This window comes from Streptomyces sp. NPDC051320, assembly GCF_040682175.1.
Taxonomy (GTDB): domain Bacteria; phylum Actinomycetota; class Actinomycetes; order Streptomycetales; family Streptomycetaceae; genus Streptomyces.
Genome location: NZ_JBFBAL010000021.1, coordinates 49,631 through 72,447 on the forward strand (window position 1 = coordinate 49,631; position 22,817 = coordinate 72,447).

Consider the following 22,817-nt stretch of genomic DNA (forward strand, 5'->3'; position numbering starts at 1 on the left):
TAGCGGGGCGTCGCCCCACTGGCCCGGGGAGGGCCAGGGGCCGACGGCCGCCTTTCCCAGCCAGGTGCGTTATGTAGGTGAGGCCGCCGCGGGATCGGCCGAGGCCCTCGTCGGGGCGGTGTTGCCGGGACGGCCCCACCTTTCCCGGTAGCCGCGGTGGCTTCTTACAGGCCCCGGCGGCGTGCTGATGCGCTTGGCAGGGGGTGGAATCCACGGACACCACCGATCAGTCGATGCGCCCCTCTGCGTCGGCGTCGGCGAGGACCTGCGCGAAGATCCTGTCCCACGTGCCGCCCGCCGACCAGCGTCTGTGCCTCTCCGACCAGGCCCTCGAATCCCTGGCCTCATACTGCCGAGGAATTACTGACTCAGGACACTAATCGCCGGTCGTGCCATCGAGCATCTCGCGCAGGATGTCCAGGTGGCCGTTGTGGCGGGCCGTCTCCTCGATGAGGTGGAGGAGGATCCAGCGCAGATCGACGTGGAGGCCGTTGCGGATGGCTCGCTGGGCCTGGTTGTCCAGGCCGTTCCCGGTGACCAGTTCGCGGTAGTGGGCGCTCTGTTCGGCGTATTCGTCGAGCAACTGCCCAAGCGGGAAGTCGACGGCGATACGCATCTCGCGGTCGGGGTCCTCCTCTGTCATGGGGGCCCGGTCTTCCTCGCCGAGGAAGACCACCTGGAACCAGTAGTACTCGACCCAGCGGAGGTGGTTGATCACTCCGCTCATGGTCATCAGCGGTGAGCCCGGCAGGAGCGCCTTGCGGGCGTTCTCCGCAGAGACGCCATTGCATTTGGCGCGGGCGGTGTCACGTGCGTAGTCGAGAAACGTGGTGAGCTGAGTGCGCTCGTCCCACGCGGGCGGCGTGTCGTCGATTCCGGTCATCGAGCGAAGCGTGCCCGATCACCGCGACGGATGTCGAGGCATTATCGACGGACCCAACCCGCTCCACCCACCCAGCCCCTTGCCCGGCGGGTCGGCTACAGCGATGCAGCGCCGGCGGGCCGCCCGGCCTGAGCCGCCGGACAGGCCCTAATGAACTGCCGGCTTAACGAGGCACCGTCCAGCACTGTCAGACCACCACGTAGAAAGCCCCAAAGAAATTGCCGAGAGCGCAGGGCACCGGTGAGGTCGACGTCAGTACACCAGTCGGCCTCGTGGGCGGCGTTGCGGGGTGTGATGTTTTCCGGGACGGCCAGGAGTTGCTAGTAGAGCTCGGCGGTCGGCACGGCGGGGTGGAAGTGGATCCGCATGATGGTGCGGGGGCTGTGGGTCATCCGGCGCTCCCGGGGCTGGTGTGGCCGAGTCGGTTGAGGTCGGCGGAGCGGGTGCCGGGGGGTCGAAGGTCGGCGTAGGGGTGCAGCTTGGCGCCGGCGGTGCCGTTGGTGAGGGTCCGTGAGGGAGCGGGCGGGGATGGGGCGGGTTGGGCGGGTGTGGGTGCTGGGCCGGTGCGGCCGAGGAGTTCGAGGACGGGCTGAAGGCCGTGGTCGCGGCGTGTGGTGGCGATCTCTTCGAGGTCCCAGACCATTTTCCCGACCACGGTGCGGCGCGGGCCGCGGGCTTCGACGGTGCCACGGACGAGGAGGACTCCGTGGTGGAAGATCGTGTGGGCGCAGTCGTGGGAGTCTTCGAAGAAGGCGATGTCGACCAGGCCGTAGCCGTCTTCGAGGGTGACGAAGATGACCCGCTTCCCCGACGGGATGGGTGGTGTCTGGGTGGAGGCCCGTACCCCGGCGACGAGGACCTGTTGTCCTGGCTCCATGGCTTTGAGGTGCTGGGCGTCGGTGGCTCCGATTTCCCGCAGAAGCCGGTGGTGGTGCTCCATCAGGTGCTGGGAGACGTCGATGTTCAGTGCCTGGAGTTCGGCGTCGAGGATGTCGCGGCTGGTCATCTCCCGCAGTCCGGACGGCCCGGAGGTGATGAGGGTGTCATCGAGCGGGAGCTGGCCGGCGCCGGGGCGGGTGCGGGTGTGGCGGTGGAGTTCGCCGGTCTGCAGCATCAGGTCGCGTCGGGTCAGCTCGCCCTTCAGCTGGTCGAGGGCGCCGATCTGGACGAGGCGCTGGGCGATCGGCAGGGCCGGGCGGGCGCGCTGCCAGAAGTCCTGCAGGGAGTTGTAGGGCTGGCCGGTGGCGATCCGCTCGACCTGCTCCTCCGATATGCCCTTCACCGAGGAGAGAGACAACCGCACGCCCCAGCCCGTGTTGGTGTCCTCGACTGTGTACGTCGGGCGGGACAGGTTCACGTGGACGGGCAGGATGGGGACGTTGTGGCGGCGGGCGTCGGCGACGATCACCCGCAGGGGCCACATGCCGGGGTCGTGCTCGAGCAGTCCGGCATACAGGGCTGCGGGGTGGTGGGCCTTGAGCCAGGCGGACTGCAGGGCAGGGACGGCGAACGCGACGGCGTGCGCGCGGCAGAACCCGTACGCCCCGAAAGACTCCACGATCGCCCAGACCTCGTCGAGGACTGTCGTGCTGTAGCCGCGGGCGCCGGCCTTCTCCCTGAACCATGCTTCCAGTTCGGGAAGGCGCTGCTCGTCGGCGAGGGCGCGTCGGGCGACTTCTGCCAGGGCGCGGTCGCAGCCGGTCATCACGGCCAGGATGTCGATGATCTGTTCGTGCCAGATCGTGACCCCGTAGGTGTCGCGGAGTACGGGTTCGAGATCGGGGTGGGGGTAGGCGGGGGCGGCACCGTGTCGGGCGGCGATGTAGAGGGCGGGCATGCCGCCCTGGACCGGTCCGGGGCGGAAGAGGCTGATGTCGGCGATGACGTCCTGCGGATCGCGGGGCTGGAGCCGGCCGACCAGGTCCTGCTGTCCCGGTGATTCGAGCTGGAACATGCCGACGGTGTCGGAGTCCTGGATCATCTTGAACGCGAACACGTCGTCCAGGGGGACATGGTCGGGGTTGTCGAGGTCGATCTGCCGGCCGGTCGTACGGCGGATCTCCGCGACGGCGTGGGCCATCGCCGACTGCATCCGCACGCCCAGTACGTCGAGCTTGAGCAGGCCGAGGTCTTCGACGTCTTCCTTGTCGGCCTGGAGCATCGGGTACTGCCCGCCCGGTGTCGGCTGAACCGGGAGGCGGTCCAGCAGCGTGGTGTTGGAGAGGATGACTCCGCAGGGGTGCATCGCGATCCCGCGGGGCAGTTTGTCGAGCCCCTCGGCGAGCTCCCAGAGCGGCCCGTAGGAGCCGGCCTGCGCCGCGAGTTGCCGCAGCTCCGGAAGCTGGGTCAGGGCGTCACGGATGTCGCAGGCGCGGATGTGCGGGAACGACTTCGCGACCTTGTCGATGAGGTGGGGGGCCAGCCCCAGGGCGAGGCCGGTGTCGCGCAGGGCGTGGCGGGCCCGGTAGGTCTCGGGCATGCCTGTGACCGCGACTCGTTCCGTGCCGAAGCGCTCGATGATCCGGTCGTAGACCTCCAGACGGCGGGCCGACTCCACATCGACGTCGATGTCCGGCAGCGAGGTACGGCGCTCGGAGAGGAACCGCTCGAAGAGCAGCCGGTGCTCGAGCGGGTTGGCGGTGGCGACGAACAAGGAGTGGTTGACCATCGAACCCGCGCCGGACCCGCGGGCGGCGACCCGGATCCCCATGTCCCTCACGTCGGCGACAACCTGGGCGACTGCGAGGAAGTACGGCTCGAACCTCAGCCGACCGATGACGGTGAGCTCGTAGTCGAGCTGATCCATGGCCCGCTGGTCCAGGTCGAGTCCGCGGGCGACCATCCCGGCCTCGCACCGCTGCTTCAGCAACCGCATCGGCCCGCCCTTTCCGGCATCCGCGCCCACGACGGCCGGCTCCGGGAAATGCGGCCGGCCCAGCCCCAGATCGGCCACCGGATCGATCACGCACTGCTCACCGGTGCGGGCGGTCTCAGCGAGCAGTTCGGCCGCACGCGTCGGCCCGGCGCCGGCGGCCCGGCAGATCTGCTCGGCCGCGGTCGTCATCGCATCCGGGTCCTTGAGCCAGCGTTCCCCGCAGTCCAGGCGGCGCCGGTCGATGGGACGCAGCAGCCGGGCGGCGTCCAGGACGTCGGCGATCTTGTGCTGGCCGGGGTCGGCGTAGCGGACCGCGTTGGTCAGCACAGCCTGTATATCGAGACGGTCGGCGAGAGCGAGCGTGTGCGCGGCGAGCCGCAGCGACCCGGGCCCCAGGCTCTCCAGACCCCACCACAGGACCTCCATGCGCAGATTCGACCCCGCGACTTCCCGCCACGGCGCAAGGAGCTGTTCAGCGATATCCGGCCGCCCGGCTGACAGCGCCCGCACCGGCTCCGAGGCCGGCCCCAGCAAAATGGTCAGACCCTGATCCGCGTACTGGTGCAGCACCGGCCAGGATACGACCGGCGGCCCACCCACCGACGTGGCATGCGCGGCTGACAACAAACGGCACAGGCGCCCCCACCCGGTGGCGTCCTGCGCGAGCAGCGTCACCCGCAGCGGCGCCTCCACCACATGCGCGCCCCCACGGACCGGTATCCGCCCCCGGCGGCCCGGACCGGCGGGGGAGTGCGGGGCGACCGCGACGTCGGCACCGAAAATGGGCCGCACACCCGCCACGGCAGCGGCTTTCGCGAAGCGAACGATCCCGGTGACCGTGTCTCGGTCGGTCAGCGCGAGGGTCCCGATGCCCCGCTCTGCGGCCCGGGCAACGAGGTCATGCGGGTGGGAAGCGCCGTAGCGGGCGGAGTAGCCGCTGGCGACATGCAGGTGAACACCGCCGCCCATCACCACCTCCGGTACAAAACCACTCAAATGCCCCCTACGGGTCTCTACATTACTCGAACATAAATCGAACGTGCGAGTCGCGAAGTTCGGCCTCACCTGGCGATCCCGGATGTGACTGAGCGCTCCACCTGGCTACTGAGCGCGATAGTTGGCCCGTCAGAGCGTGGTAGTCGGCCTGCCCACGCCTCGCTCGGCGTGCACGCCGCCCCCGGATCTCGGGTGGCCCGACTTGTGCGTGAGCCTCTGCGGATGTTTCCTGCGCCGCCGAAGGTCATCACGCGCCACCGCGACGGGTGGATCTACGCCTACGTTGTGGACTCCGATACCCACGGGGCGCTCGAGCCCGCTGCAGCGTTCCAGCCGCGGTGCGGCGGCACGGTGGGGGGCTCAGTAGTCCGGCACGATGTGGAGCGGGTCGTGTATCCGATTCTGGACGGAGTCATCTGCCTCACGCGTGCCGGCGACCTGGTGTGGGCTTCGGACTTCGAGCCGCACTCCGACGTACGCCGGGTCTGCCGCAGATCCTGAGCAGGGTCGGGTGGGATGTGAACGGTCATGATCAGGTTGCAGGTTTCGGTGTCCGAGCCGCGGTAGGTGTGGCGGGCATCGCCGTCGAACGTGGCTGTCTGCCCGGCCGCCACCGTGTGTTCGGTGCCGTCGACGACGCGCGTCATCCGTCCGGCGGTGACACTGACGGTCTCCACGACACCGGCCTGGTGCGGGTGTGTCACCGATCACGGAACCTGAGTCGGAACCATGACTCGCGAACAAGGCCACTCAGGCGACTTCGGGGGCTCGAATCCATGTTCTGCGGTCGTCGTTGATCTTTACGGTGCTGCTCGGATTCCCCGGCGCAGGGCCAAGCGACAACGCCCGGTGTACCTCTCGCCCGAGGGTCACGGTGACTGTGATCAAGACCACGGGCACGCAGGTCACCTGGAAATTCGCGCGATGAGCAAGAGAATCGGCACAGGAGCGCCACATCCGCCTCACACGATCTTTCGAAGGCGCCGTTACCGTTGCAGGCTGCTCGATCCCACGCTCGATCCCTCGTGCAAAACCGTCAGGAAGAAGCGGATGGACTACTGCTCCTCGTGCCATCGGCACCTCAACGGAGCCTTGGTGTGCCCCGGTTGCGGTGCTTACGCCCCGGACATAGCGCCGTTGCCCGCAGGCGACCGCACCGTCCCGGCCCCGGCCGCCACAGCGCTCTGGCCGGAGGTGGCAGCGACACGGGGGACCGACGCGTACGGCGCCTACGTCGACGTCGGCAGTGTTTTCGAGGACTCCGGCGGTGATTTCGAGGGCGCCGACAGTGATGCCGAGGGTCCGGCACCCGCGACGCAGGGGCGGGCGGCCCGTCGCCGACAGCGGGCCCGCTGGAAGAAGAACCAGCGCCGAGCCGTGGTCGCGACCGCCGTCGCGCTCGTCGGCGGCGGTCTGACCGTCGCCTCGATGGACCGCGGCTCCGGCCACCGCGCCGAGGCGTCGACGGCCACGGACCTCTCGAGCGTGGGCACCGATGAGCAGTCGGCGGACCAGACCACCCTGCTCCCGTCGGCCGGAACGGGCAAGCACCGGAAGCCTTCGACCACGAGTTCCCAGTCCCCCACGACCGGCACCTCGCAACAGCGTCCCGGGCACAGCGCGACCCACACGGATTCTGCCGGGACGCAGCCGGACACGGCCGCCGCCCCGCAAACGACGTCGAAGGCCGCCGCGCAGCGGACCGCGTCCGCGCCCTCCTCCGACACGACGACCGCCGGCACCGGTACGACGGCGACCCAGCCACCCGCCCCGACGGCCACCGAGGGCACGGGGTCGGGAACTTCGGGGTCTTCAGGTGCTTCGGGCACATCGCATACTTCGTCCTCGGGCACTTCGGGCACTTCGAGCGCTTCCCATACTTCGTCTTCGGGCACTTCGGGCACGTCGCATACTTCGTCTTCAGGTACTTCGGGCACGTCCCAGTCAAGCTCCACACCGGTGGCGACCTCCCCGTCGGGGATCTGTGTGCTCGGGCTGATCTGCGTGAGCTGACCCCCCTGCCGGATGAACTGGTCGAGCTGTGCTTCACCCGGCCTACGGTGTCCTCATCGGCCTGCACCCGGTGTGGGATCACCGAAAGCTGGCTCCCTGCTGACAAACACCAGCGCCATCACAGCGGGCACTGCCAACCTTCCTGACCCGTCAGCCTCCCGACGTGGGCAGAGAGCGGACTCCAGCAGCCGCTGGTTCAAAAGCTGCAACAGCCCGCCCTCGCCGTCAGTTGCAGGCCTCGGACTATGCTGGGGGCCCGCCAGCTGCGCCTGGTGTGCATCTTCGCTGGAAGTCATGCCGCCCCACTCCAGTTCGAGTCCCTCAGCGTGTCCAGACGCCTCGGCGTCCTCGTCGGGGTGTACTTGGCAGGGGGCCGAGGAGAATGTCGTTCGGACCTCGCTGGTGGAGGTGCCGGCCGCCTGCCTCCGTCCCGGTGCTAAGCCGGGTCGTTCAGGCGCCCGGGAGGAAGAGGCAGAACGGGTGGCCGTGAGGGTCGCGGAAGACCCGTACGTCCTTCTGAGGCTGGTACTCCTCCAGCGTCGCGCCCAGGGCGCGAGCTCGCTCGGTCTCCGCTTCCAGGTCGTCGACTTGCAAGTCCAAGTGTGCTTGCATCTGCTGAGTTCCTGGGCGTTGAGGCCAGACGGGGGCCGTGTGGTCGGCTTCCAATTGGAAGCTGAGGCTGGGGCGTTCCTGTTCTGGAGCCCGCAAGCGGACCCACTCCGGCTCGCGATCGACTTCCTGCCAGCCCAGCAGGGCCCGGTAGAAGTCAGCCAGCGCGGGCGGATCGGGAGTACTGAGAACAAAGGCACCGAGCGTCGTCGTCATGCCCCCACTTTGCCCCGCCACTCGCTTCCACGCATCTGCCTGCGCAGAGAGACCTGCGCCGATCTGCTTCGGTCTTGCGGGGGACAGAGTTCGTCGCAGGAGCGGACGGTCACCGGCCCAACGGCGGCGAGGGCTTCCAGCGGTGACCGCCGGCCGCCCGCGCGAAGACGCCCCAGCAGCGAGGCCCGCCATGCACCTCGCGTGGACAGGCGAGGGTACGCTCACGACACGCGACTGCGAGCAGATCACCTCCAGCTGACCGGCCACGCCCGGGCGCTCGCTGACGTCGTCCTGCGCGAGGCGGAAGGCCGGCACGCTGCATCCGTCCCAGCGGGCTAGGACCGTCGCAGCTGCAGCAAACCAGCACGGACTGGGGGCGACCGCTCACGGTGATGGTGTGGGTGGCGGCGAAGGTGCACCAAGAGTGCCGAGCTGCCTTGGAGCAGAATGAGAAGCGCCGGGCCACCAGTCCTGGGCCACGGCCACATCCGTGGTGGGAGCGCAGCGTCCACGATCGTGTCAACGCATGCGCAGTGAACAGGGTTTCCAACGCGGACCGACGCACGGTGTAGGAGCGGATCAGGAGTTCCTGGCCGTCGATCTGCAGATGCGTTCGGTCCGCCGCATCGACCGCAGCCCCCGCCGCGCAGCCGGCTCCGCCCCCGCTCCGGGGGCAGACGCCGCGTGCCCGCCGCGGGAGATCATCGACTTTCTCTACCTCAGCACCGCTGAATGGACCATTGCATGACCGCGTCCAGCGGCTACTTCGCCGCCATCAGTGGACGGCCGCAGTACACCGATCAAGACAGGACCGTGCAAGCGCTTCACCGTCTCCCTCTGGAGCACGAAGTCTTGAAACGCCCTTCTCGTGCAGCGCACGCATCACGCGGTCCTCGTGGGTGCGCCTGACCAGTAGGTGTACTCCGGGCGACTGCTTGCCGGTCAACGTAGAGAGGTCGATTTATTCCGTCAACACCCCACAGAAAAATGCACGAAAGAAGATGGACGGCCCCCGAGCCGCGGGTCGAGCGGCATGCGAGATCTCCGCCTCCGCGACCCGACCCTGTTTCCGCGGCCTGCGCCCCCGGGGGCCTTCGCCCCTCGGTGGCGGGAAGTGCGATGAAGGCTGACGGTTGCCGCCGCCGCTGTTGCGCGGTTTGAGGCCTCCATAAGTCCCGCGACCACGCCTCTCGTTACATAATCGTGACCCACCGCGTCCGATCGATCGGCCTGCCCCGAGACCTGCGCAAACGCCCTGGCGCACGGAAGGCCGAGGCGCGGGACGCTCCGGATTAATTGTCCGGCATGTTGACGGAAAAAAAAGCCGTACACATGCTGCGCCATACCGACCAGGGACGCCCCCACATGCTCGTCCGGCGGAAGGGCTGACCCCTGATCCCCGGGCGCAGCAGGCGATCCGCGTCGCACGCCGCACCACCGGCCTGGCCACCGTCCACGGGTGAGCGCGGTCGTCGGCACGGCGCACGAGAAGGCACCGGCCACCGTCGGCAGCCCTCCCGGACATGGCACCGGCGTACCGGACGACAAAGGAGAACGTGACTGATGACCAGCACCGATAGCGGATTCCACCGCCGCACGCTGTTGGCCGGTATGGCGGGTCTGGGAGCGGCGGCGGCACTGCCCACGGCGACGGCACAGGCCGCGCCGACGCGAGCCGCGTCGGGGGGACGCCATCCGTCCAACTGGCCCGACCCCGAGCCCTACGGCACCGCCGACACCCGGCTGGACCTGTGGCCCCGTGCGGACAACTCCTTCGTCCTCCCACTCGAGTTGCGCCCCCGTGACGAAGAGTTCGGCCGGGTCTGGATGCGGGACACCTACGTCAACTGCTTCCGCGTCGGCGGCTGCCCGGTCTATGTCGCCACGGGCACCACCCGCGTGCCCGGACTCGACGCGGCCGCCCCCTGGAACGACGGCATCTTCGTCTGGGTCGCCCACTCCATCAAGGGGCCGTGGCGGCTCGTCGACACGACCGGTGTCAGACCCGGCGCCGAGCGGGGCAAGGTGTGGTCGCCGGAGTTCGCCGGGGAGAACCGGTCCGGGCGTACTGTCGTTGCTCCGTGGCAGGAGTACTGGCACGACGACCAGTTCGGCAAACGCGGCGAGGTCTGGGCTCCTGAGGTACACCGCTTCCGCGACACCTGGTACATCGTGGCGTGCATGGGCACCCACTCCCGCAAGGTCGGCTCGTTCTTGCTGGTGAGCGACGGCGGCATCGAGGGACCGTACCGGCTCATCGAGGGCAGCCTCGACAAGCCCTTCGGCGATGCGCTCCCCGACGCACCGTACATCGACCCCGGGGCGCGTTTTCACATCGACGGCAGCATGTACACCGAGGGCGACGACGCCTGGTTGGTGCTGCACAACAACCTGTACGCCAAGTTCCGGGACGACATGGAGGACATCGTTCTCACGACCAACCTGCCGGCGTTCCAGCAGCAGCCCTACACCCCTGAGCCCTACCTGGAGGGTGCGTACGTCTGCAAGCACGGTGGCAAGTACTACCTGCTGCAGTCCGCGTGGGACCGCACCTCGACGGCCGCCGACGACAGCATCCGCTACGCCTACGACGCGGCTGCCCCCGGCCGGACGCAATACCACTACGACGCCATCGCCGCCGTCGCCGACCACTTCGAGGGCCCGTACTCACGCCGCTGGACACTGGGCGTGGGCGCCGGCCACAACAACATCTTCGCGGACGCCGGCGGCCGGCTGTGGGCGACCTTCTTCCGCAACCCGAACTTCGGCTACTGGGCCGACCCGGCACGCATCGCCGACGCCGCGGTGCCCGGCGTCGTCCGTCTGGAGTGGACCGGCCCGCAGGGCAACCGCCTTTACGTCCAACGCCCGAGCCGGGGCCATGCCATCGGCGAGTAAGGCTCACGACGGCGTGATCTCCCCCTGCGGGGCGTCAGCCCGCGCAGTGCACCGACGGTTGATCAGCGTCCCGCCCGACTACTCCGACCACGTTCTCCTTCTGAAAGGGGACACTGTGACCTGCCCGACTGCTCCGAACATCGTGTTCGCGATGAACGACCAGGTCCGCGCCGACTTCACCGCGGGCATGGGCTTCGACCTGGACACGATGCCGTTTCTCGACTCCATCGCCACCCAGGGCACCCGCTTCCGCCGCGCGTACACCACCGCACCCGCCTGCGTCCCGGCGCGCACCAGCCTGCTCACCGGCAGATGGCCCAGCACCCACCGGGTACGGCAGAACTCCAATAGCAGCCCGGCTGACGTGTCGCGCGGAGACGACCTACTCGATGTGCTGCGCGGCGCCGGCTACCAACTGTTCTACGCCGGCAAGACGCACATGTACCGGGACGATCCAGCGGACTACGACGCCTTCTCCGAGTACGGGCACACGAAGGCGCCGGACACCACCACCGAGCAGCGCGCCTTTACCGCCTGGCTGAAATCCATCGACATGGGCCCGACGACTGCACCCACCCCGTTTCCGGCGGAGCAGCAGTACCCGTACCGGATCGTCTCCGACGCCATCCATCAGATAGACGCCCGGGACCCCGACAAGCCGTTCTTCGCCTTCGTTTCCACGCCCGAGCCCCACAACCCGTACCAGGTGTCGGAGCCGTATTTCTCGATGTTCGAGGACGAGATCCCCGAGCGGGCCTCCGGCCCCGAGGCCGCGGAGGCCAAGGGAGGTGCCTACAAGTGGCTGCGCGACCTGGTGGAGGAGAAGCGCCCCGGCTACGACAAGCTCTGGCGCCGCTACCGCGCCATCTACTGCGGCATGCTCCGCCTCATCGACGACCAGCTGCGCCGGCTCGTCGACCATCTGAAGGAACAGGGGCTGTGGGAGAACACCCTGCTGATCTACCTCGCCGACCACGGCGACTACACCGCCGAGTACGGCCTGCAGCGCAAGGGTGCCGGCATCCCCGAGGTCCTGGCCCACATCCCGATGATCGTGCACGGCTGCGGCGTCAGGGTTCAGGACAACAAGAAGGACTTCGTATCGATCGCCGACATCCTGCCCACCGTGTGCGAGGCGGTCGGCCGCCCCATCCCCCTGGGTGTCCAGGGCCGCAGCCTGTGGCAGATGCTCACCGGCGCCGACTACCCGGCCGCGGAGTTCGCCGACATCGTCACCGAACGCGGCTTCGGCGGCCTGTCCTATCCCGACGACGCCCGGCCACCGCTGCACTTCCCCTACGAAGGCACCAGGTACGACGAGCTGAACAGCGTGACCCAGAGCGGCTCGTCCCGGATGATCCGGCACGACCACTACAAGCTCTACGAGCACGTCCCCGGCGTCGGTGAGCTCTACGACCTCGACAAGGACCCGATGGAGCTGCACAACCGCTGGGACGATCCGAGCATGCGCAAGGTCAAGGCCGATCTCATGCAGCGACTGCAGCGCTGGTCGGTCCGGCTCACCGACGATCTGCCGCAAGGGGTCTATGTCCCCAAGCTCGCCCAGCACAACTGGTATCGGACCTCGCAGGAGGATGGGGCATGACCGGCCCGATCCACCGCAGCGATGGCAACCGGAAACCTACCCCGTCACGCCGTACGGTCCTGCGTGGTGCCGCCGCCGTCACCCTGACCACGGCAGCCGCTACCCCAGCCACCGCCGGAACCGCTTCCGCGGCCGGTACCGGCCCTTATCCCGCAGTCGTCGACCACCCAGGCGCGCAGTGGCTGCCCGCCGACCCGGCCAACTACCGCACCGCGCGGCGCCCTCGCAGCCAGCCGATCGACTGCGTGGTCATCCACGTCACGCAGGAACACTTCGACGACGCCGCCGCCGTCTTCCAGAACCCCGCCCGGAAAACCTCGGCCCACTATCTGGTCCGCTCGGCAGATGGCCACATCGGCCAGTGCGTCCGGGAGAAGGACATCGCCTGGCACGCCGGCAATCCCGACTGCGACGACCGCAGCATCGGCATCACACACGAGGGCTGGGTCAATTCCACCGCCTGGTTCACCGACGAGATGTACGCCTCGTCGGCCGCGCTCACCGCGGCCGTATGCGCGCGCTATGCGATTCCCCTTGACCGTACCCACATCCTGGGTCACCACGAGGTGTCCACCGCTACCCACACCGACCCCGGCGCCAACTGGGACTGGGATCACTACCTCGAACTAGTTCGAAAAGGAACCATCGCGAGGTGAGGCGGGCAGCGCGAGGGCGGCACCGCCGCGCCAAGCCAGGTCGTTCAGCTCCTGCCGGTCGCTGTCGAGGTCGAACAGCTCGTGGGGGCGCGGCCGTCGGACAACCCCGGCAAGGTGCTCGAGATCACAGGCAGATCGAGGTCAGATTCTGTGACCCCGAACAAGTACGAGACACGCCGAGTAGTTCATCCAACAACAGATCTACCTGCTCGAAGCCGAAGGCTCCGACGCGCCCTGAGAAGCTGTTGTCCTCCGGACGTGAGGGCTTTTTCGCTGGCGGGACCTGAAGGGAAGGCGAGCACATGCAGGGAACGGGAACGGAATCCGGTGGCGGGCTGCAGCGAGGGATGACCTCCCGGCGCCGATTGCTCACCCTGTCCACAGGCGCTGCTCTTGCGGTCGCCGGGTTGGGGGCCCGCGACGCGAACGGGAGGCGCGGTGACGGCCCCACCGCCGAAGGCGGCGGTTCCTTCGACGCCGCGCTGTCCGGTGCGGTCGTGAGCCAGGTGAGCGCGCCCTCCGCCTCGGGTGTCCTCGCCGCCAATGTCAACGAGTCCCTGGACCGGATCGACTACGCCGAGCTGGCGGCCGTCTCCGCCACCTGGATCCGTGGCTTCTACTTGATGTCCGACGCCGACCAGGGGGACCCGGCGACCCAGACCGGGATGGCGAAGCTGCTGCAGGCGGCCTCCGACGGCTACGGCACCGTGCTTTCCACGAAGTTCCAGTACCACGACACGGCGATCCCCGTGCCTGGCACCGCGGCCATGAATACCGCCCTGTCCCGGTTCGACAAGGTCCTCGCCGCGGTCCTCGGCAAGGCCGATATCGTCACCGTCGGCAACGAACCTTTCTACGAGACCAGACCGGTGGACCGCACCACCCCCCTCATCAACGACTTCTACGAGGCACTCGCCCGGCACGCCGTCCAATACCGGAATAGGTACTTCGGCACGGACTGCAAGACAGCCCTCTACATGGGTGCGCTCAACGGCCTGGAAGACCCTGCGAATCAGAACACGCAGACGAAGCGCTGGATGACCTTCGCGGCCGGTAATGCCAACATCGCCGGTGTGGACATCCACCCGCACGTGGCGGGCATCGACGCGGCGCAGAAGTACATCGACTTCGTGCTGCCGTACTTGCGCCCGGACCAGAAGTTCCTCGCCACCGAATTCTCCCTGATCCAGCTCTGGAAGCAGCACATGGCTGACCCGGTGGACCCCTCCTTCACGACTGCCTACGGCACCCCAGAGGGCACGCCGGTGTGGCAGGTAATCCACGATGCCGCCAACAACCCCTTCACGGAGCAGAAGTGGAACGACTTCCTGCTCTCCAACACGTGGTTCGCCAACCACAAGACCTTCATCACGAACGAGATAGCGCGCCTGCGCGACACCGGCAAGCTCGCCGTGGCCGGCTATGGCATCACCCAGGGCGCGCCAATCCCCGACTTCGGCCCGGACAGCCCTCCCTGGGTGCTCAACAGCGTCTTCTGCCCCTACGTCTGCCAGATCGGAACGGGAGGCCTGCCCGGCCGCGACCGCACCTGGGCCGGCTTGTTCCGGGCCGCGCAGTAGGGCCGGCGGTCGCTTCCAGACGTTCGGAGCAGTCCGCTGCGAGGGGGACCGTCATCTGCGCCTGTGCCTGCACCTGCACCAGTCAGACAGGCAGCGCCCGTCTGATCTGCCGATGCGCACCACCGGTTACAGCAGGCAGAGGAAGCACCTGCCCGGCACGCCGTGGGGCGCAGGGGACGGAACGTATGAGCTGGCCGCGGAGGGCGAGAGCCTCGGGCGCCTGGTCGCCGTCACCGACGACGCCCGAAGCCAACTGGTGCATCGCGAGCTCTAGAGCTGAAGCCGATGTCGTTGCCGCCAATACCGAGCGTGACCAGCTGGGTCTTGGCGGAGAGCGCCGACATCCGGGCAGGGATTGGTGCCGTCGTCGGTGAACTGGGGTGCCGTGAGGTCGGAGAGGGCAGCGCCGTTGCAGCTTTTGTTGCGAAACTCGGCTGGCTCGAGGCTGAGTTGCCACTGTCTTCGGGCGGGGTACTGCTGGACCAGCTTCATTCAGCGCTTTTGATGGCTCTGGAGGTGTTCGAGCAGGAGACGGTTCAGTGTTTCGGGTGCCTCTTCGGGGATCCAGTGGCTGATGCCCTGGAGGGTCTCGAATCGGTACGGCGCTTTGACCCATTGCCCGGTCTCCTGCGCGGCTGCTGGGCCGAACGCGGTGTCCTCCGTGCTCCAGACGTACAGGGTGGGTACGTCGATGGTGCCGATGGCGCGTTCAGGGCGGCCGGAGCGGTACCAGTTCAGGGCCGCGGTGAGTGCGCCCGGCTGGGACAGGTGCCGGACGTAGGCGTCGGCGCTGGTTTGGGGGATCCTGCCGGCGTAGAGGGTGCGTAGCTTGTCGGCGTCATGGGCGAGCATGCCGTTCTCGGTCGTGGGCGTCTCACGCCAGTCGAGCATGTAGTGCGACCGTGCACGCTGGTCCTCGTCCGTGCGCAGGGCGCTGGCCAGAGCGCCAGGGTGCGGGGTCGAGACGACGGTCAGGGTGCGTATGCGGTCGGGATGGGCATCGGCGGTCCACCATGCCACCGCGCCTCCCCAGTCATGGCCGACCAGGTCGAACGTTGTCCAGCCGAGTTCCTCCGTGATCGCGAGGACGTCGTCGACGAGGAGGCTGATGCAGTAGTCGTCGGGCCGCTCGGGCCGCGCTCCGGGGGAGTAGCCACGCTGATCGGGTGCCACGACGCGGTAGCCGTGGGCGGCCAGCGCTGTGATCTGGTGTTCCCACGCCAGCCTTGTCTGTGGGAAACCGTGCAGCAGTAGTACCGGGCGGCCCTCGGGGGGACCTGCCGTGGTGGCGTCGAACACGCCCGCGGCGGTGGAGATGCTCAGCTCGGCCACAACCCTGTCCCTTCATACCGACTGGTCGGTCAGTTTTCTGGTTGTGGAAGCAGCTTGTCAAGGCGTGCCGTCTTCTCGCCATGGCAACCGGGATCGACCCTCCGTGCCCGGGTCGCAAGGCGTCCAGAGCCACATAAGCGCCGTACATGGCGAATCCCACCGACTGAAGCCGGCTCTGGCGGGGGAGTCACGGATTCCAGGGCCCGGCTGGCCGCCGTCCTGGTCTGCCGCGCCTTTGCTGGCTTGGCCGTGTCGGGCAGTCCAAGAAGAGCTTTGGGGGCCCGCGCCCAAGGTGCTGAGCACTGTGGATCCTCTACTGCGGTGTGTCGCGTCACAGGTCTCCGCCCGGGGTGAACCGCATCGGTCGGCTGGGGTGTCATCCCACAAGCCGCGGGAGCTGCCGTGGTCTGCGGAACCCAGTGTTGCGGTGGATGACCCGCATCACTGGATCCGCGGAAGAAGCCGGTTTCGCCCGAGCAGCACGCGCGGGTGGAGGGGCTGCTGGCCCGGCTGCTGAGCTGACCGTCACCGTGTCCACCCATCCGTTCTGGGCCACCCTCGATGGCGAAGACCTGGTGACTGCGCGGATGGAGCCGAAACAGGTGGCCGCCACCATGGAGGATGTGACTGAGGCGGCGGAGCGGTCATGGACCCGATCCCGCCTCCAGGGCCTTTCGACCGTGGCAGCCGGACAGCTGTCCGACCTGCCGCCGGATCTGCCGTACCTACGGGTGCTCGAGACCTGGGGGCTGCTCTTCGTGGAGCGGATCCGCGGCTGTATCCATGAAGTCGAGCAGCAGGAGGCGACCCTGCGGCCGGTCCCGCCTGGAGCCGCGGCGGGTACTTGGGCCGTCCGGGGCCGCCGCGATCGATTGGCGAGGCCTTGGACGGCAGCGGACAATTGGGTGGTGACCGTCCGAGGAACGGAGGATTTGCATGATGCCTCGCACTCAGCAGCCTCCGTCACACACCATCGAGGCGTGGCCAAGCGCGCCTCTGGAGGAGTGGACCGAGACCAGGAACACCCTGCACATGTGGACTCAGATTGTGGGCAAGGTCCGGCTGGCACAGGCGCCGATGGTCAACCACTGGTGGCAGGTGCCGCTGTACGTGTCCACGCGGGGATTGACCACCTCGGCCATCCCGTACGGCGACCGCACCTTCGAGATGGAGTTCGACTTCTGCGACCACCATCTGCACGTGCGCTCCAGCGACGGCAGCGAGTGCCGGGTGCCCTTGGAACCGAAGTCGGTGGCCGCTTTCCACCACGAAACCCTGGCCGCGCTCGACGCGCTCGGCATCGAGGTGACGTTCCGGCCCACCCCGGTGGAGGTCGAGTCCGCGGTCCCGTTTCCCGAGGACACCGAGCACGCCTCGTACCAGCCGGACCACGTTCGCCGCTTCTGGGAACAACTCACCTCGGCGCAGCGTGTGCTGACGGAATTCCGCTCCAGGTTCATCGGAAAGGTCAGCCCGGTGCACTTCTTCTGGGGCGCAATGGACCTCGCGGTCACCCGGTTCTCCGGGCGGCCCGCGCCGCCGCACCCGGGAGGCGCACCGAACCTCGCCGACCGGGTCATGCTCGAGGCCTACTCGCACGAGGTTTCCAGCTGTGGCTTCTGGCCCGGCGGCTCGGCCGAGGGCAGCTTCTACTCGTACGCCTACCCGGAGCCCGCGGGATACGCCCGGTATCCGGTACGGCCTTCCGCTGCGGCATACAGCGTGGACGCGGGCGAGTTCCTGCTCCCTTACAAGGCTGTGCGCACCGCCGACGACCCCGACCGGGCACTGCTGGAGTTCCTGCAGAGCACTTACGAGGCCGCGGCCGATCTCGCACGGTGGGACCGCAACGCCCTGGAGGTCCGCCCGAAGTGGAGCGCGGCAGAGCGCTGACCCGGCCGCGTCGCCGTATCACGCCGGACCGGCCGTCAGCCGTGCCTGCTCGCACCGGCCAGTCCCGCCACTTCCAGCCGGAAAGGGAGTCAACGGCAGGCTGAGCAGAACCCCGGTCCGAGGAGACTGGTCGAAGGGCTGGCGTGCGCCTCGCTGGTGGATGCAGTGGGCCGCCTCCACGGGCACCGAGTGCACATTCTGAGCCTTTGGGTGCGCCCGGCAACGAACACGCCGTCCGGGTCAATGTCTCGGTCGTACGCTGGCCGCAGATCACCTCGGAGAACGAACTCCTTGTGCGGCAGCCGTCTCTGCCTTGTCTTCTGGTGGGATTCCTGCCGACCACAGAAGAGGCTCAACGGATCAGTGCCTTGGTCAAGAGCAGCTCACCGGCGCAGAGACGTCCATCGCTGAGCAGGCCATTGAGGACACGTTCCGTCAACAGCCCCACATTCAGCCCACATGATCCGCCCTCATGTCATGCCCCGCGGTCGCGAGTGGCCAGCGCGCCGTGCCGCCGGTGCAGAAGGACGCGGTGGAGACGAAGCTGCACACCGCTGTCTGCGCCGGCAAGGTCACCCTTGCCGCCGCGCAGCGCGCGATCGTCACCGACTGGCCACCGCACTCAGCAGCCTCAATCTCGGCTGACCCCCGGAGCACGTGCGGGTGATTCTCCCCCGGGGCGTACGGGCGGGGCCGCAACGCAGGCCGCGCATCCTGCCGTTGAGGTCGGGCAGTCATGGATTGTTCACCATAGGGGTCTACCCGCATAGACCCGACTGGTGTGTCATACCGTCAGGATGCGGCAAGGGGCTCTCCTACCATCGGCAGCCGCGTCAGTACTGTTCACCGGCTTGCCGCCAAGCCGCCAACCGCTCGCGGATGAACGCAGCGTTCCCTCCGCAGACCCGGGCCGAGATCTGCCAGGCCTGCGAGGCCCCCTCGTCTCCGGCCCCACCAACAAGATCTACTGCTCGAAGCGCTGCAGCCGCTGGGCCTACATCAACCGTCGTCTCGACCGCGGGCTCCCACCCCTGCCCCAGCCAGCCGCGGGCATCCCTCCGGGCCTCCCACCGGACGGCTGCGTCGTCAGCGGACGCCACTCACCCGGGGTGCTTACGGACAGGTCCGGCTGACGTGCTCAGGCTCCTGCCGAGCAAAGCGCGCCTACTGGCGCAAGAAGGAGAAGCTCGCCAGCTGTGACGTAACACGGTAGTTGGAACCACGAGGGTGTGGTGACCTTCCGAAGCGGACAACGCAGGTCACGCTGGTTGGAACTGAATGGTCACGCTGCTTGCACCCTGCAGTGAATTGCCATCCATGCTGGAATCAGTTGTGAAAGATCCGCGGCGAACGTCACCCACGCTGGAATGTTCCTTCGGAGTGGTGCAGGGCGTTGCCCCGGGCGCCGACGCGTTGGCCGAGACGGCCGCCACAGTTGAGGAACCTGTTCGAGACGCATGGCGAAGCCGCCTCACCCAACGGGGACGACCGCCGTGCACATCACCAGGGCACTACGCCGGCGTCTTCGAAGAACTTGCCGGTCGGACCGCCGTCGGGCAGGGTCGCGAGTTTGATGGCGATCGCCGCGCCCTGTTCGGGAGTGCGCACGCCGCGGAAGCCGTTGAGGTCGGTCGCGACGTAGCCGGGGCAGCCGGCGTTGATCAGGATGTTCGTGCCGCTCAGCTCCCGGGCGTACTGGAGGGTGACGGCGTTCAGGAACGTCTTCGACGGTGCGTACGCCACGGCCACCGGACCCGTCATCTGCTCAGCAGCGGTTCCTGACTGCCGGGTGAGGGAGCCGACACTGCTGGACATGTTCACGACGCGTGGCGAGGCAGAGCGGCGCAGCAGCGGCATCATCGCGTTGGTGACGCGGATGACGCCGATCACGTTGGTCTCCACGACCGTCCGGATGGTGGCGGGATCGACCCGGGTTGGCTCCTGCGGCATGCCGCCGGTGATGCCGGCGTTGTTGACGAGTACGTCGAGGCGCCCGGCCCGTTCCTCGACCAGTCGTGCGGCGGCGGCCGCGCTCGCGTCGTCGGTCACGTCCAGCGGTACGCCGAACGCGTCGACGCCGAACGCGCGCAGTTGCTCCACCGCGGCCTCACGGCGCTGGTCGTCGCGGGCGCCGAGGCCGACGCTCCAGCCGAGGGCGCCCAGGCCCGCGGCGATCTCGTAGCCGATTCCCTTGTTCGCCCCGGTGACCAGCGCAATTGTTTGTTCGCTCATAGGGACCATGCTGCCTCGGACTCTGGCCGAGGGTCCAAGACCGATTGGGTGGGCAACGATACCGTCCAGGTATTGGTCCGGAGTACGGTGGCCGTATGGAGTCCCGGGAACTGCGGTATTTCGTCGCTGTCGCTGAAGAGCTGCACTTCGGGCGTGCCGCGCAGCGGCTCGGGATCGCACAGCCGCCTTTGTCGCGGACGATCCAGCAGCTCGAACGCCGACTCGGGGCAGTGCTGCTGGATCGGACCAGCCGCACTGTCACGCTGACCGAGGCCGGTTCGGTGCTGTTGGTCGAGGGCCGGGCGGCCCTCGACGCGGTCGACGCCGCCGAGCGTCGGACCCGGCGCGCCGCCCTTTCCGTGACCGGCCGTCCCGGCTTGGTCCTGGTCACGAAGGCCAGCGCGTCCAGAGAACTGCTGGCGAAACTGCTCGACGCGTACGCCGCCGAACCCGACGCGGTCCCGGTCGACGTCATCCTGTGCGGTCCGGCCGAGCAGGAGCGATTCCTGCGAGAGGGCCGGGCTGACGTGGCGCTACTGCACCGACCGTTCGACTCGACGGCCGGGTTCCACACCGAAGAGCTCAGCGCGGAAGGCCAGGTGGTGGTCCTGCCAGCTGAGCATCCGCTCACCGTCCGGGACCATGTGCTCATGGCCGATATCACCGGGCTGCCGGGCCTGCCCCTGCCACGCTGGCCCGACCCCGACGGCACCTACCCGCCCGGTCCCGGCCCGCAGGTCCGCGACCACGCGCAGTTGTTGCAGCTCGTCGCGCTCGGCCGTGCCTGCGCGGTCTCACCGGAGTCGTGCCGAGCCCAACTGCACGGTGACCTCGCCGCCGTGTCCGTGCTGGACGCGCCGAAAGTCACCACCGTGATCGCCTGGCCACCACACAGCCGGTCCAGAGCCGTCGCCGACCTCATCCGGACTGCGATACATCTCTAGACATGCCTGACCAGGTTCCACCCATCGTGTCCCGGCTCAACAGCACCGCCTGACCGGTGCCATTTCGATGGCAAAAGTCCAACTTCGATGTCAGAGGACACTGTGTCGTCCGGGAAGTGACGTCAGTGGATGGGGCGGCCCGCCGCCCATGAGGGTAACGGGCTGTCGGAGTGGGTCAGGTTGGGGTCAGCCGGTTTGTGCGGAGGCGAGAGGGAGGGTGTCACCGAGGCTGACGACGTGGCGGGTGTGGGAGAAGTCGTCTTCGTGCAGCGTGGGTGGTGCTGCCTGGAGGGAGCTCGGGAACTGGCGTAGGCGGCCGACTCGATCGGCAGCTTGCTCCAGGACGCCACGACGTACGGCAGGGAGCCGCCGGGCGTGACGATGCTCTGGTGTTCGCAGGGGTTCTGCAGGATCTCGTCCGTTGCCGCATGGTCCATTCGCTCCCCGACCGCTGGTGGTGGGATGAAGCGCCGGTCCGTCCACTCTGTTCCCCGTGCCAGGGCGGTAGTTTCTTCGGCGGGTCGCGACCAGCCTGCTCAGCCCCCCGGGGGGCCAGACCGGGTGTCACGTCAGGTGCTGTCTTCTGGGGGCGCTCGGTCGCGCTGATGGGCGGATACGCCGTTCTGCCAGCCCGTCGAGAAAACCCGTTGCGAGTGGCCCGCATCGGATGTCTGATATCGGCAAACCAATCACGGGAGGGAACATGAGGACGTCGCTGCCCACCCCCTCGTTGCCCACAGCTCGCCTTCGACTGCGGGCCTTCGAAGACGCGGATGCGAACGGCCTCTTCGCACTGCACAGCAGCGCCTACGTGCTGCGCTACTGGGACGCGCCCCCGTGGAGGGAGCGCTCGCGCGCCGAGAAGTTCATCACCGCTTGCCGCCAGATGGCACAGGAGGGCACCGGGACGCGGCTGGCCGTAGATCGTGTCTCCGACGGGGCGTTCATCGGCTGGTGCAGCTTGAACCGGTGGAATCCGGACTACCGCAGCGCATCGCTTGGCTACTGCTTCGACGATGCAGCGTGGGGCCACGGCTACGCAACCGAGGCCACGCGCGCTCTGCTGCGGTGGGCATTCGACACAGTGGACCTCAATCGTGTCCAAGCTGAGGCCGATACACGCAACGTGGCTTCTGCCCGCGTGCTGGAGAAGCTCGGCTTCGTTCGTGAAGGGACGTTGCGGGAAGACTGCGTCGTCAATGGCGAGGTCTCCGACTCGTGGGTCTACGGACTGATCAGGCGGGAGTGGCAGCCGTCGTCCCAGCCGGTTGCTGCTCACTGAATTCCATCGCCCCCACCAGGTATCGACTAACTGATCATTTCAGAATGAGGTTCGAAGTCGCCTCAAGCAGAGGATGCTGCAGGCGAGTTGGAGCAGGGCAATGTGGAGATCGGCGCGTATCTCGTAGCGGGTGCGCAGCCTCTTGAACTGGTGGAGCCAGGCGAAGGTGCACTCGACGACCCAGCGGGTTTTGCCCAAGCCGGAGCCGTGAGGGGCACCACGGCGGGCGATTTTCGGAGCTATCCCCCGATGCCGGAGAAGTTGCCGGTACTTGTCGAAGTCGTAGCCACGGTCGGCGTACAGGCGCCGCGGGCGGTGGCGCGGCCGTCCGCGCAGGCCACGAACGCGGGGGATGGCATCGACGAGCGGGATGAGCTGGGTGACATCGTGCCGGTCGACGCCGGTCAGTGACACCGCGAGCGGTGTGCCGTGCCGGTCGACGATTACGTGGTGCTTGCTGCCTGGGCGGGCCCGGTCGACCGGAGATGGTCCTGTGTGAGCTCCTCCTCTGAGGGCACGGATGTGCGAGCCGTCGATGGCGCAGTCGTCCATCTCCAGCAGCCTGGCCGTCCGCAGCTCGGTGAGAATCGCAGCGTGCAGGCGTGGCCAGACGCCGGCTTCGGTCCAGTCCCGTAGGCGGCGCCAGGCCGTGACCCCGGAGCAACCCACCTCCTGGCCTGGCACGTCGCGCCAGGCCACACCGGTACGCAGGGGACTGTAAAACGTTCGGTGTAACTCCCGATCATGGAAGATGCATCGATGACCAGTGACAACGTGACTGAGGTCGAATCCGTCGAGCCGT

Annotated in this window: 17 protein-coding genes and 2 pseudogenes; 11 read left to right on the top strand and 8 right to left on the bottom strand. The window is 68.0% G+C overall.

Annotated features, from left to right (window positions below):
• Positions 1-76: 76 nt before the first annotated feature.
• The 4 genes and pseudogenes from AB0M87_RS30985 to AB0M87_RS31000 all read right to left on the bottom strand — a co-directional run.
• Positions 77-214: pseudogene (locus tag AB0M87_RS30985) on the bottom strand (IS5/IS1182 family transposase); the annotation flags it as partial.
• 162 nt (positions 215-376) lie between these two features.
• Positions 377-883, bottom strand: coding sequence for a DinB family protein (locus AB0M87_RS30990; protein WP_365858861.1), 507 nt, complete (start codon positions 881-883; stop codon positions 377-379).
• A 388-nt stretch (positions 884-1,271) separates the two neighbouring features.
• Complete coding sequence (gene dnaE / locus AB0M87_RS30995; protein ID WP_365858892.1) at positions 1,272-4,727, bottom strand: DNA polymerase III subunit alpha; 3,456 nt, start codon at positions 4,725-4,727, stop codon at positions 1,272-1,274.
• A gap of 527 nt (positions 4,728-5,254) precedes the next feature.
• A pseudogene (locus tag AB0M87_RS31000) lies at positions 5,255-5,455 on the bottom strand (cupin domain-containing protein); the annotation flags it as partial.
• Between the two features lie 436 nt (positions 5,456-5,891).
• Between AB0M87_RS31000 and AB0M87_RS31005 the strand changes: the two are divergent.
• Positions 5,892-6,767 (top strand): hypothetical protein, encoded by an 876-nt coding sequence (locus tag AB0M87_RS31005; protein ID WP_365858862.1) that lies wholly within the window; start codon positions 5,892-5,894, stop codon positions 6,765-6,767.
• A gap of 450 nt (positions 6,768-7,217) precedes the next feature.
• On the opposite strand, the gene AB0M87_RS31010 is transcribed toward AB0M87_RS31005, so the two are convergent.
• Complete coding sequence (locus AB0M87_RS31010) at positions 7,218-7,592, bottom strand: VOC family protein (protein ID WP_365858864.1); 375 nt, start codon at positions 7,590-7,592, stop codon at positions 7,218-7,220.
• Positions 7,593-8,118: 526 nt separating this feature from the next.
• Here AB0M87_RS31010 and AB0M87_RS31015 point away from each other — a divergent pair.
• The 6 genes from AB0M87_RS31015 to AB0M87_RS31040 all read left to right on the top strand — a co-directional run bounded on the left by AB0M87_RS31015 (position 8,119) and on the right by AB0M87_RS31040 (position 14,606).
• Positions 8,119-8,340, top strand: coding sequence for a hypothetical protein (locus tag AB0M87_RS31015; protein WP_365858866.1), 222 nt, complete (start codon positions 8,119-8,121; stop codon positions 8,338-8,340).
• Between the two features lie 815 nt (positions 8,341-9,155).
• On the top strand, positions 9,156-10,490 hold the full coding sequence (locus AB0M87_RS31020; protein WP_365858868.1) for a family 43 glycosylhydrolase: 1,335 nt from the start codon (positions 9,156-9,158) through the stop codon (positions 10,488-10,490).
• Between the two features lie 115 nt (positions 10,491-10,605).
• Positions 10,606-12,096, top strand: coding sequence for a sulfatase-like hydrolase/transferase (locus AB0M87_RS31025; protein WP_365858870.1), 1,491 nt, complete (start codon positions 10,606-10,608; stop codon positions 12,094-12,096).
• On the top strand, positions 12,093-12,752 hold the full coding sequence (locus AB0M87_RS31030) for an N-acetylmuramoyl-L-alanine amidase (RefSeq protein WP_365858872.1): 660 nt from the start codon (positions 12,093-12,095) through the stop codon (positions 12,750-12,752). Before AB0M87_RS31025 ends, AB0M87_RS31030 begins: the two co-directional genes overlap by 4 nt.
• 302 nt (positions 12,753-13,054) lie before the next feature.
• Positions 13,055-14,332 carry a hypothetical protein gene (locus tag AB0M87_RS31035; RefSeq protein WP_365858874.1) on the top strand — a complete coding sequence of 426 codons (1,278 nt, stop codon included), beginning with the start codon at positions 13,055-13,057 and terminating at the stop codon, positions 14,330-14,332.
• 112 nt (positions 14,333-14,444) lie between these two features.
• A complete protein-coding gene (locus AB0M87_RS31040) occupies positions 14,445-14,606 on the top strand; it encodes a hypothetical protein (RefSeq protein ID WP_365858899.1) in 162 nt (53 codons plus the stop codon).
• A 218-nt stretch (positions 14,607-14,824) separates the two neighbouring features.
• Here AB0M87_RS31040 and AB0M87_RS31045 read toward each other — a convergent pair whose 3' ends face one another.
• Positions 14,825-15,664 carry an alpha/beta hydrolase gene (locus AB0M87_RS31045; protein WP_365858876.1) on the bottom strand — a complete coding sequence of 280 codons (840 nt, stop codon included), beginning with the start codon at positions 15,662-15,664 and terminating at the stop codon, positions 14,825-14,827.
• A 936-nt stretch (positions 15,665-16,600) separates the two neighbouring features.
• Here AB0M87_RS31045 and AB0M87_RS31050 point away from each other — a divergent pair.
• Together AB0M87_RS31050 and AB0M87_RS31055 are read left to right on the top strand one after the other, a co-directional pair.
• The gene (locus AB0M87_RS31050) at positions 16,601-17,557 is read left to right on the top strand and encodes a DUF5996 family protein (protein ID WP_365858878.1); all 957 of its coding nucleotides are present in this window, start codon (positions 16,601-16,603) and stop codon (positions 17,555-17,557) included.
• A gap of 472 nt (positions 17,558-18,029) precedes the next feature.
• A complete protein-coding gene (locus AB0M87_RS31055) occupies positions 18,030-18,224 on the top strand; it encodes a hypothetical protein (protein WP_365858901.1) in 195 nt (64 codons plus the stop codon).
• Between the two features lie 833 nt (positions 18,225-19,057).
• On the opposite strand, the gene AB0M87_RS31060 is transcribed toward AB0M87_RS31055, so the two are convergent.
• Complete coding sequence (locus AB0M87_RS31060; protein WP_365858880.1) at positions 19,058-19,789, bottom strand: SDR family oxidoreductase; 732 nt, start codon at positions 19,787-19,789, stop codon at positions 19,058-19,060.
• A gap of 95 nt (positions 19,790-19,884) precedes the next feature.
• On the opposite strand from AB0M87_RS31060, the gene AB0M87_RS31065 reads away from it, so the two are divergent.
• On the top strand, positions 19,885-20,733 hold the full coding sequence (locus AB0M87_RS31065; RefSeq protein ID WP_365858882.1) for a LysR family transcriptional regulator: 849 nt from the start codon (positions 19,885-19,887) through the stop codon (positions 20,731-20,733).
• Positions 20,734-21,436: 703 nt separating this feature from the next.
• Positions 21,437-22,015, top strand: a complete 579-nt coding sequence (locus AB0M87_RS31070) for a GNAT family N-acetyltransferase (RefSeq protein WP_365858884.1) — start codon at positions 21,437-21,439, stop codon at positions 22,013-22,015.
• 39 nt (positions 22,016-22,054) lie between these two features.
• Here the strand turns inward: AB0M87_RS31070 and AB0M87_RS31075 are convergent, their stop codons facing one another.
• The gene (locus AB0M87_RS31075) at positions 22,055-22,768 is read right to left on the bottom strand and encodes an IS5 family transposase (protein WP_365858893.1); all 714 of its coding nucleotides are present in this window, start codon (positions 22,766-22,768) and stop codon (positions 22,055-22,057) included.
• Positions 22,769-22,817: the final 49 nt, after the last annotated feature.